9 protein-coding genes are annotated in these 11,402 nt (G+C 57.4%); 6 read left to right on the top strand and 3 right to left on the bottom strand.

What is annotated here, in order from left to right:
• Positions 1 to 101: 101 nt before the first annotated feature.
• Entirely contained in the window at positions 102 to 2,054 is a 1,953-nt protein-coding gene (locus V5S80_RS00150) for a hypothetical protein (RefSeq protein WP_395168747.1), read from the top strand.
• Positions 2,051 to 3,337, top strand: a complete 1,287-nt coding sequence (locus tag V5S80_RS00145) for a S8 family serine peptidase (protein WP_395168746.1) — start codon at positions 2,051 to 2,053, stop codon at positions 3,335 to 3,337. Before V5S80_RS00150 ends, V5S80_RS00145 begins: the two co-directional genes overlap by 4 nt.
• Here the strand turns inward: V5S80_RS00145 and eccB are convergent.
• Complete coding sequence (gene eccB / locus V5S80_RS00140; protein ID WP_395168745.1) at positions 3,312 to 5,072, bottom strand: type VII secretion protein EccB; 1,761 nt, start codon at positions 5,070 to 5,072, stop codon at positions 3,312 to 3,314. The genes V5S80_RS00145 and eccB overlap by 26 nt on opposite strands.
• Positions 5,073 to 5,288: 216 nt before the next feature.
• Here eccB and V5S80_RS00135 point away from each other — a divergent pair, with 216 nt between their 5' ends.
• The 3 genes from V5S80_RS00135 (at position 5,289) to V5S80_RS00125 (ending at position 8,819) form a co-directional block, all read left to right on the top strand.
• A complete protein-coding gene (locus V5S80_RS00135; protein WP_395169384.1) occupies positions 5,289 to 6,068 on the top strand; it encodes an ABC transporter ATP-binding protein in 780 nt (259 codons plus the stop codon).
• Complete coding sequence (locus V5S80_RS00130) at positions 6,053 to 7,771, top strand: hypothetical protein (protein ID WP_395168744.1); 1,719 nt, start codon at positions 6,053 to 6,055, stop codon at positions 7,769 to 7,771. Before V5S80_RS00135 ends, V5S80_RS00130 begins: the two co-directional genes overlap by 16 nt.
• An 85-nt stretch (positions 7,772 to 7,856) precedes the next feature.
• Positions 7,857 to 8,819 carry a hypothetical protein gene (locus V5S80_RS00125; RefSeq protein WP_395168743.1) on the top strand — a complete coding sequence of 321 codons (963 nt, stop codon included), beginning with the start codon at positions 7,857 to 7,859 and terminating at the stop codon, positions 8,817 to 8,819.
• Here the strand turns inward: V5S80_RS00125 and truA are convergent.
• Positions 8,772 to 9,668, bottom strand: coding sequence for a tRNA pseudouridine(38-40) synthase TruA (gene truA, locus V5S80_RS00120; RefSeq protein ID WP_395169383.1), 897 nt, complete (start codon positions 9,666 to 9,668; stop codon positions 8,772 to 8,774). The genes V5S80_RS00125 and truA overlap by 48 nt on opposite strands.
• Before the next feature lie 228 nt (positions 9,669 to 9,896).
• On the opposite strand from truA, the gene V5S80_RS00115 reads away from it, so the two are divergent.
• Entirely contained in the window at positions 9,897 to 10,577 is a 681-nt protein-coding gene (locus V5S80_RS00115) for a hypothetical protein (RefSeq protein ID WP_395168742.1), read from the top strand.
• A gap of 255 nt (positions 10,578 to 10,832) precedes the next feature.
• Here the strand turns inward: V5S80_RS00115 and rplQ are convergent, their stop codons facing one another.
• Positions 10,833 to 11,270: a 50S ribosomal protein L17 gene (rplQ, locus tag V5S80_RS00110; protein WP_395168741.1), complete on the bottom strand. Its 438-nt coding sequence runs from the start codon at positions 11,268 to 11,270 to the stop codon at positions 10,833 to 10,835.
• Positions 11,271 to 11,402 lie beyond the last annotated feature (132 nt).

Below are 11,402 nucleotides of genomic sequence, written 5' to 3'. Positions count from 1 at the left end.
AACGATATGCACACAGCTCGGATCCCCTTCTTACTGCGCAGTGTGGGTATTATATTCGACAATCATTATCTGGCATAGCATTTGGGGGAAATGGGGGATTTATGCCTTACCCACACACACGCGATGGGCACACGACCAACACTGACACCACGACAGAAAACACACCGTCGACACCACAAACGTCGTCTCCGACGGCTAACAGTGCCTCTGACACAGACATCGATCATTCCCACTCAAGTTCCTCAGTACTGACCACACGACCGGGCCACACATTAGACCTCAGCCGTGTACGAATACGGATCCTTCTCGAACTCCCCGATGACTCGACGTCCACGGGGGAATTCAGTCACCACAATGACCGCGACACCTGGGATCCAACGGACTCGGGAGACAACGACTACCCCGAGTCAGCCCTCCACCCGAATGAATACTCCCCCTACCGAAATATCACGGAACACATCCATACCCACCACCTCGATATCACAGTTCTCTCCCAACAACCCGCAACAGAACTTATTAGATATCTCATTGACGTTCTCCGAGACCAGCACATCCTCGACGATGCTGCCCCCTCAACACCATGGCAACTCATCACCAGCTCCGGGCACATCGTCCGGTATGACGCCTCGCTGTCGGATTATGGCATCCAACCCGGCGATACGCTGATAATGACAACACGCCCCTGGCCCGGCCATGACATACACGTGACAACGTCAGAAGCATTATCCCACTCACGTGACCATCGTTTTTTCGGCCATATACTCAACCGTTTTCTCCTTCCGGCAACGATTGTCTCCCTCTCATTCTTCTCCCTCTTACCGAGTGTCATTAATGCACTTTCCGTACGTTGGGGTGTCTGGGATACCATCACACCCGACGGTGGCTCCTCGTCCACCTCACACACCGTGGACGAGCCCGACTATTTCCTTTCCCTTTTTTCATACCCATCACTCATTCCATGGTGGTGCTTGGTCATGGCCGCACTCATCGCGTCATCCATCGCCGTCTTTCTTGCGTACAACAACTCTCACCACAAGCAATCCACCTTCGCGCCTCTGGCTCCACACGACAACGCTCACCACCCCCACCCTGGAGCAGCCCGGCAATCACCATCATTCCCGGCACGCCCTGGCCCTCTCCACAGCTCGTATCTCATCGAATCAACAGCGCTGTGGTGGGCAGCTGCCTGGGCGTTAGGAACTCTCGGCTGGTCATCACCGTGGATCTCAGTATCGCTCGCCTCCCTATGCACAGGACTCGTCTGCGGAACAGTCCTGTACCTTCACCGCCGAGCCCTCGGTAGCACGTCCCCATCTGCGCAGAACCGTCCCGGCCACGTCACACACGTGCGCGGCACCGTCACCCCCACCGCACTCCTCACCGTCGCCGGGATCACGATCGCCCCGCTCGGCCTGGCATTTTTTCCCTTCACAACATCGACAGGTATTTTCTGCGCCTGGCTAATCCTTGCACTATTCATCCATTCGTGGACTGGTATTGTCGCGCTGCGAGTAGCAGGGGTCCATCCAGATCCCGTCCCCTCCACAGGCAGTGAACTCGAAGATGCCGACACACCACTGCCCGATCGCCCCGAACGCCTACGCCTCGCTCATGACATTCATACCGGCATGTCCGCAGGATGCGCCGCGGTCATGGTCCTCGCCGCCGTATGTCTCGCATGGTCTGCACCATCAGCAGGGGCAGCATCACTCATCCTGACAATCGCAGCGGCTGAAGGTCTCCGTGGTCGCCTTCAAGCCCGCTATTCGGTCCAAGCACTAGCCCGAGCCACCTCATTATCATGCCTGACCATCGCCTCATTAGCCCTGTTCCTCGGGGATTATCCGGTCGGCGGAATGCACACTGCTGTCGCCGTCGCGGGGACCGCCACCTTCACATTAGCCCTGGTTATACCCATGATTCCGCGCTGGACTGTCACAGATCCCACCATCCAAAAAGCAATTGAGATCACAGAAGCTGTCCTCACCGCCGCAGCAATACCCCTAGCGCTCTGGGTCGCCGGCATTTTCGCAATCATTCGAGGCCTCGGATGAGCACGATCATGGGGCTTCGTCGAACACTGGTGGGCGTCGTCACCACTACAGGTTTAGTATCATCCACCCTCCTCGGTTCTCCCTCCGCCTGCGCCGACGAACCACCACCCACCCAGTGTGCTCGTGGCTTAAACGAAGCCGACCTCGACCGGCTCGATGCCGCCACAGATATGCTCACGCCCCGCGACTCCCTACCCTCATTACGCGACGCACAACGTCTAGCCACCGGCCGCGGAGTCACCGTAGCCGTCATTGATACTGGAGTGAACCGAAACGGTGATTTACCCACACTGGCTCCTGGGGGAGATCTTCTCGGTGACACCGACGGCACCGAGGATTGCGACCTCCACGGAACAATCGTCGCCACCATTATTGCTGGTCATGGCCAAGCCCGCGGCGTCGCACCAGATGCACGGTTAGTGTCTATCCGCCAAACGAGTGCACATGCCCGGCCTGACCGCCGTAACCCACAATCCTCATCCACGACTGGAACACTCACGGGCGTCGCCGAAGCCATTGACAAAATGGTCGACGCCCACGCCCGCGTCATCAACATTTCCGTTGCTGCCTGCACAGATCCACAGATGGAACCCGAAGGCATAGGACAGCTTCGTGGATCACTTGACCATGCTGAACGCGCTGGCGTTAGCATCGTCGCAGCAGCGGGAAACACGACCGGCCCATGCCGGGATGGCATGAACGCCTACCCTGCCCACGAACCCACAGTGATTTCTGTCGGGGCCGTTGGTGGCGATCACCACCAACGGGCTGAGTATGCCCTCACCGGCGGTGATATCACCGCCCCCGGAGGCCCCGCAATGGGACCACAGGCAGGATCATCCCCTATTATGGCTGCCACAGACCCTGAAGAAATACGACGAAACCCAGCCGCACACGACCATCCCACCCCGCACCCCTTTGTCGGAACAAGTTTCTCCTCACCACTCGTTGCCGGAACAGTGGCCTTGATGCTGGAAGTCGATCCACATCTAAGCCCATCGCATGTGCGTCAAATCCTCGCCGCGACAGCAACACCGGGCGCTGGATCCCACGCTGGAATGGTTCACCCAGCCCGAGCAGTCGAAATGGCCCGCCGCCATGCAGAATCAGGTGGCGTGATGCCCGCCGAGCCACCAGCAGAAACAGCATCAGACATCACTGTGCCCACTACCCACACCGCCAACCGCCCAGCTCACCGCACTGTCCTGATCCTCGTGGCGCTCCCCGTCACGATTATCAGCGCCGTCGGAATCACCGTCATGATCGCTCGCCGCCGACGATGATCTTTGACGCACGATCACGGGAAAGTTCCTCCCCCTCGGCAAGATGGCGGACCACCGACCACGGCGCCGCCGTCGGACTGCGGAACCCTAAAATCTCCAGCGTCTTCTGCGAATCAACAGCGAAACGACGACCATCCGAACTGACAATGGCGTATCCAGAACCGGTATCCACCGCCACCGCATGACCTGGGCCTGCATAAAAATCAGCTGTCCGCGGCCCAAGCTTCTCTTTATCCTTCTTACCGACAGCGACCGCCTGTCCCGTTGCCACCACAGGGACTGGATGCCTGGAAATCGTCCGCGCCTCCGACCATGTGAGGACATCGGCATCACCACCGGCCTCACGTGATGCGGCATCAGGTTCGGCCGGACGGTGCTGATGCGGACGCATGCCTAACGTCCCCGCGCACAGTTGCCCATCTGCCGGTGCCCACTGCGGACGCTCCGCGGGGATCGTTCCCCAATTCAGCTCATCCGCCGTCGGTATGTCTGACATATCCGCTGGACTCACACGTTCAACAACAACACCCGGCCTCGACAACAACAGGTGAGCGTGCACCGGAGCGAGTGGGGCAATTCCATGCTCACGAACAACATATACATCACCCGCATCAGCGGCATCATCGTCATGCTTCGCCGCCCCCGCCGTCTCCGACGCTCGCCGATCAGAGGGCCCCCGACGATCCGGCACCGTCGCGTGTCGTTGATACGAGGACCCATCCTGCCGCGCAATGATAACAGTCCCAACCGTATTGAACGGCTTTCGAAGACCAGAATCACCAGAAGCCGGCATGGATGCCCGAATTGTGCGAACATCATCAACGCGCGGGATGGCCTCCACAAAAGAATCCGGCACATCACGAATCACCGATGAGGACATACCCAAAGCACGAGCCACCGCCGGTTCCGGGGTAGACCCCCGCTTCGCTAACAACGAACGCCGAAATGGATGACCTTCCGACGAGTCCGGACTCACCAACCACAACCCACTCTCAGCACGAAGAACCGCAGACCGAGCCTCCCGCGGCATGGCACGTGCTACAGCAACGGAGAGAGTGCCACGGCTGTTGTGCCCTGCCCCTGCACTACTCTCACGCTCACCCGAACCACCATGAGCTGCACCATCAGCCACCGTCGCCATAGTCGGGACACCGCGTGACCGTGCCGATGCCTTCCGCTGTCTGGGGCTATCCGGGGAATGGCACACTCCCCACGAATCCTCCGTCGACGTAGCATCACCCTTCGGAGGTAAATCCGATGGGCCTCGCAGACCGATAAATTCACCCCGCGACAATGCCTCCACATTCTTACTAGACACTCGGTGCGCCTCCTCCGGCTTACCGGCGACCAACCGTGCCGACGCCAAATCCGTCACCGGATGAAGCGTGTCATTGACCCGCACAAACATTTGGCCAGTGTCCGACGAAATAAGAATCGTGTGGTCTCCCACCCCAGGATCAGGACGAATCATGGCCATCACCCCAGCTCCCGCGATACCGAGAACACTCAGGACAACACCAACAGCCAACGCTCGGCGACGACCACCAGGAACATCATGAACCATCCTGGCATCCGCGAAAACCAACGCCTGTTCCAGTTGCTTCCGAACAAAGCGGTACCCCGCTAATTGTGCACTAGACGTCGGCTGCTGGTGATCCTTCCCACCACCACGGCCCCAGGTGCTCCGCTCTTGATGCTGGTCATAAGTAGGATCATCGCGATCCGGTCTAGGCATAATCCCCCCATATTCTTAAGCACCCTGTGCCCACATAAGCTACACCATGGAGGCAACATCCCCTTACCGTCAGTTAACCTGTCTATTGTGGACCCACTACCCAACACTCCCCGACACACGGATAGCACCACCCCGTACTCACCGAGGCACGCCGCCCCCGACACCACACCCCCCACACAACATCCACCAGCTACCACTGCCCCCACGTCTCCCCACATCGCACCACTGGCTGAGGACCCCACCACCCAAGCACTCGCGATCCGGCACCTCTACAAAAACTTCCACGGAAAACCAGCCGTCGAACACTTAAACATCGATATCCCCCGCGGCAGTTTTTACGGGCTTGTGGGCCCGAACGGCGCTGGCAAAACGACCGCCATCTCCATCGCCACCGGCCTCCTTCGCCCCGATGCCGGATCCGTATGGATCAACGGCGTCAACGTATGGAACAACCCCACCGCCGCCAAAGCAACATTCGGTCTCCTCGCCGACGGGCTCCCCACATTTGAACGCCTCTCCGGAAAAGAACTCCTCCACTTTTCCGGCGCACTCCGCGGAATGGATGACCGCACCGTCAACAAGCGAGCCGATGAGCTCCTCGACGTTTTAGACCTCAAGGACGCCGGCAACACAATCATCGCCGATTATTCCGCGGGAATGACAAAAAAGATTCTGCTAGCACAAGCACTTATTCATCGACCCCACCTTCTTATCCTCGACGAACCATTAGAAGCAGTCGACCCGGTATCAGCTCAAATTATTCGCACCATCCTCACAACCTATGTCAAGGCAGGCGGAACCATCATCATGAGTTCCCACGTCATGGAGGTCGTCGAGGGGCTGTGTGACCACGTTGCCATCATGCACAACGGCCGAGTGTTAACCAGCGGAACCACCGATGAGGTACGACGCGGGGCGAGTTTGACCGACACCTTCTTGACCATGGTCGGTGGTGGTCACCTCGCTGAAGGAAGTCTTGGGTGGTTAGCATCATGATCCAGTCCGATCATTCAGGACATACGAGAGCACGGCACGCTGCACGACCACGGGACAAACACGTACGCTCCACCATATTCCGCCTGCACCTGCACGCGTGGAAAAAATCATGGTATGACGGTGCAACGCAATGGCTGCTCGCCATCATCACGGGACTATACGCAGCGGGTGGGGTCGCATTTACCGCCTCAAGGTGCGTCGATATCGCCACCACAACAGGCCGTTTTTCCACCTCCGCCCCTGGCGCACACATTGTCGATGGGTTCCAGGGGCCCATTCCCGCAGCTCCGTGGACTGCCTTCGCAGCGTTAGGGGGCATGGTTTTCCTCTTTACTGCCATCGTGTGGCCTTCCGGAGAAAACACCGTCCAACCAGCGAAACTTGCTCAATTTCCCATCAAGCCGTCCATGCTCGTCCGTGCTCTCATTCCGACAATAGTTCTTCAAAGCCGCGCGCTTATCGCCATTGCCGTCACGCTGGCAACAATGGCTGCAGTGATTCTATCAGGTCATACCACTGGACAATGGGGCATTGCTATCGTTGGAATTATCGGACTCATTCTGGGTATTACCTGCTTGCTTATTGTCAATCAAGCATTGGTTGTCTTTTTTGGTTCCACTGGGAAACCCCGATCGTGGAGAAACCAGATATCACTCTTAATAACGATCATTGTTGTCATTATTGTTGTCCTCATTCAGTCCTTTTCGTACGAATCATCCTCATCCACGATGGGGCCTCTTCTTGACTGGACAATTCGCATTGCTGGATGGACCCCATTAGCATCAGGCCCCGCTCTCATTGACGACGCAGCCAGCAACGCATGGATCCTGCTTGTCCTACGAACAATCGTCACACTGGTCTACATTGCCGCTGGTCTTCGTCTCTGGTCCCTGGCCATCGCTGACGATTTCGCCTCCGCCGCACACCCCTCCGGAGATTCCACGGCAGTGTCAGCCAAGGAAGCATTTTATCTTCCAGGAGTCCCCCATACGATCGTCGGCGCATTAATATCGCGCCAACTGAAATACTGGAATAGAGATATGCGGGTCAAGTATTCCGTGCTCACCCTACCAATATTTTCAGCTGTATTCTTAATCGTCGGAATTGTTTCAAAAAACCACGGCATGGTCTTTGCATCCATTTACACATCCGCCGTCGGTAGTAGCAATTTTATAGCGAATGATTTTGGATTTGACGGCCCAGCAAACTGGGCACACATCGTCGCCGGTGTTCGCGGACGCCATCTCGCTATATCCAAAATTACGGTCGGATTTGTTTTCAACATCATCGTGGCTATTCCATGCATTATCGGAATGGCGATCTTCTCCGATTTCCACACCGATCACAAAATCATGATCATGGGTGCATTTATCGCGTGTATTTTTACCGGACCAGCACTCGGCTTAGTTCTATCAACATTCAACCCGTACCCAGCCATCACACCGGGAAGCAACCCCATGAAAACCACTGGAAACCAATCCGGTGCTGCCTTCATAGCGATGATAGTCACCATGGTCGGATACGCCATCATTGCGACACCAGGCGTCATTATTCCGCTATGTGGACTCGCCGGAGCATGGTTTACACCTGTCTATTCACTTGTGGCTGGTCTTGCAGTGGTCACTGCGGCATTCCTCGTATGTTCGAAACGGATTGACTCGCATTACCCCGAAATCTTCACCAAGGTTCGGCACTTCCTCTAGGAGTTCCCTCCCCCACGCGTCTCGTATACGATTGCTGTGGCTGCCTCATGGGGCAGCCACTTTCGGGATACATGGGGGAGTAAACATGGGGGATTTTTTCATCGTGGTCGCCTGCGTCGGCCCGATCATCATTGGCCTACTGTGGCGCTGGCCATGGAACTCCCTCACCACAACCCGCCCCGACCCCGCGACTCCCACCACAACCTTCGAGGTCTATCCCAGGGATCACGCCTACCCTGCCCCCGTGTTCCTCGCCGTTCTTCAACGAACCGTGGGAACACCGATCACCCTCACATCAACATCTCTCACAGGAACCCGCCTCCTCGCGGCACACACCACACATGGGCAGAACCACATCGACACCACCTGGAGGCTCTTTGTTGATCTCCCCTCCACCGACGCTGCCAGCACGATGGCATTCGCCCGCAGCTGTGGCTGGCAAGCCTGGCCATCTCGAACCGTAGGAGAACAACCCGGGTGGAAAGGATATCTCCGCGAGGTACGCCTACCGCAGCCCACTGGCACACAACGCACGACCATTGCCACAGGTTCCCCTGCCCTCCCCGATTCCTTCGGCCGGATCGCCATCACATCTAACGACGCACCCTCAGGCTCCGGACACCCGCCACAATGCCGAGCTGCACAACAAATAGCAGATCACGTGCGGAAATCTGGACGCCGCGTTGCCGTCATCACCGACACACCAGGCTCATGGGTATCAAGCCCTTTCGATATCATCGTATGCCCGCACCGCCAGGATGATGCCCACTCGACCCCCGACGCCGCCATCAACGACGCCATACCAGAACAGACATCGACACCCGACACCAACCATCTGCGGCGCACAACTGACCTAGAAATTTGGGATTGCGCGGACACATCCATCACCTGGGCCACAACGCAGACGACCGCCGGGACTATCCTCGACGTCATCCGTGAATCCACGTCACAACGATGGCGCGAAGCTCGGACCGTCATCGACGCCGACGACATCATGCCCCTAGTTGAGGCTCCGCACTCCCCGGGTCTGCTCCGCACGAGCAGCTAACTCACTGTCAGCAGGATAATCCACCCCGGTCAACGTCAGACCATTCGCCGGTGCCACAGGAACCATGGGGTGACGCCCATTCTGGTGCAGCATCTCCTCCATGAAACCATCCGGGCGCTTTCCCTCCCCCACGGCCAAACAGGCTCCGACCAGGGACCGCACCATATTCCAGCAAAACGCATCCGCCGACACTCGCGCCTCATACACCTCGGGCTCACACGCCGTCGACACATCACGCCAGACGAACCCCTGCACGTCACGGATCGTGGTCGCATGAGGTCGCGCGCGGCAGAATGCTGCGAAGTTATGAAGCCCAATGACCACCTCCGCTGCTGAATTCATGGCGTCGAGATCCACCGGCCGACGCCACACTGCAGTATCGCGAGCACGCGTTGGCATAGCACCAGAAGGACTCGTCGTCACGCGGTACACGTAATGCCGTCGAAGTGCTGAAAATCTGGCATCAAATCCGTCGGGTGCAAACGAACACGCACGAATGCGGACATCCGGTCGCAACAACCGAGCACAGCGAGACACCAACGTCGATGGATCGTTGTGAATACTCCGCGTCGTCAACATTTCTCTCGGAACGTCGACATGCGCCACCTGCCCCGACGCATGCACCCCCGCATCCGTCCGACCAGCAACAACCAACTGGACCGGCTGGCGAACCACTGTCTGTAATGCCTGCTCAATATCCTCCTGGACAGAGCGGACATCATTCTGACGCGCCCACCCATGGAAATCAGTGCCATCATAGGCAATATCCAGCCGGAGACGGACATAGTCCGGACTGTTCTGCTGTTCGTGTAGGCCCGTCCCCGTTGTTGGGGTATGCCCTGGAACCAGGGCACCATGATCGAGCTGGGTGTTGCACAGCTCCGTGGGATCAGTGGGCTTATCATTCGAATTCACGCTGACACTCTAACCACCCCACACGATGAACACCAGATGGTCCTATCAGAACACGGTGCGCAGTGCAGTTAAGTATCACTGTCGAGCGCGAACATGTTTTTCCTACGGGCGTCATTCGGCTTTTTCTGCCGAACTGCTGTTCTCGATGAGTACTCTAAAACTATGGAACACAAAGCATTGCTTCCTGTCCCTCACACTGTTGCTGCACTCTGCATAGCCGCAGCACTCAGCTCGACACTCGCCGCCTGTGATTCCAACGACGACAACGCAGGCCCCCATACCACCACCGTCGTCACCTCCACGATCACATCACGAACAGCAGCATCGTCTCACACAGCAACGCCCTCGTCGCCCTCCCCATCACACCCGTCACCACACGCAACCACAACCAACCCCACTCACAACGCCGCAGATCCACAACGACAAGGAAACACCACCGGTGCACCGGCCGGAGCCGACACGTCAACACGGGGGATTATCCCCGCATGGGCCATCGGTGATTGGATCGGCCACACCCGAGGATTGTCTATTTCCCGGGATGGGACTGGTACCTTCCACTCCAGCAATGGGGCCAGTGAGGTAGAGTACGACGTCAACCTCAAGATAAATTCAGTAACTGGCAGCGCTGCAGCCGGAAAAATTAACACAACTGTCGAATCGATCAACCAGCCAGGAGACGGTGCTGGTGCAACATATCAGCCGGGAACCCGAATCACATTCACCATCCAGGACGGGGTAGCCAAGGAGGACAAAGACGGCCCCCATTTCTCTTGGTATTGCCGATACGACCTACCTGAGTACAAAACCGCATACGGTGATAACCAAAACACATGCGGCGGGTGAGACGAGAGCTATCAAAAGTCACGATCACGATCGCTCACAGCAGCCTCCTCGTCGCCGATGCCCATTCGGGGCCACGCACACCGCTCGTTTCCACACCTCACGCGTCCTCACCACCCCCACTTGACCCCGGGCACGATGGACGCTCCACCGCGTGAGACATGAAAAATGGCCTGCCCCGGATCCCATCCGTGCAGGCCACCTTACGATCGGCGAGCCACAAGGAATTCCCCATGGCCACTACCGTTGAAAAAGAATTTACTCCTCTTCAGAGGCTGCTTCATCAGCCTTCTTGGACGCCGCAGCGCGAGTTGCGCGGCTCGCCTCGCTGGAGACGAGTTCCTCAGTCACCAAAGAAATCTGGGACATCGGAGCATTGTCACCTTTACGGTTCTCCAGCTTAATGATGCGGGTATAGCCACCATTACGGTCAGCAACCTTCGGTGCGATGTCATCGAACAAGGTAGAGAGAATCTCCTTGTTCGGGATCACCTTCGCAACGTTACGACGGTCAGCCAACGTACCAGACTTCGCCTTCGTGATGAGCTTTTCAGCATAGGGACGAAGCAGCTTAGCTTTGGCATCCGTGGTGCGGATAGCACCGTGTTCGAAAAGTTGGGCTGCCAGGTTGGAGAGGATCTTCCGCTGGTGGGAAGGGGATCCTCCGAGCCGGGCACCCTTCTTTGGGGTAGGCATGGAATTTTCTCCTCGTGACGAATTATTATGAGCGACTTTTCTACTCGTCCACTTAGGCCGACACCATCACACACAACAATGAACTGCAGTGATAGATTCTCGTCGACGGTGCGGACATGAGAGTAGGCGAAA

This window comes from Corynebacterium sp. PCR 32 (genome assembly GCF_037464985.1).
GTDB lineage: Bacteria > Actinomycetota > Actinomycetes > Mycobacteriales > Mycobacteriaceae > Corynebacterium > Corynebacterium kroppenstedtii_D.
Note: the sequence above shows the minus strand (reverse complement) of the source record. Positions and strands in the feature narration are given on the sequence as shown.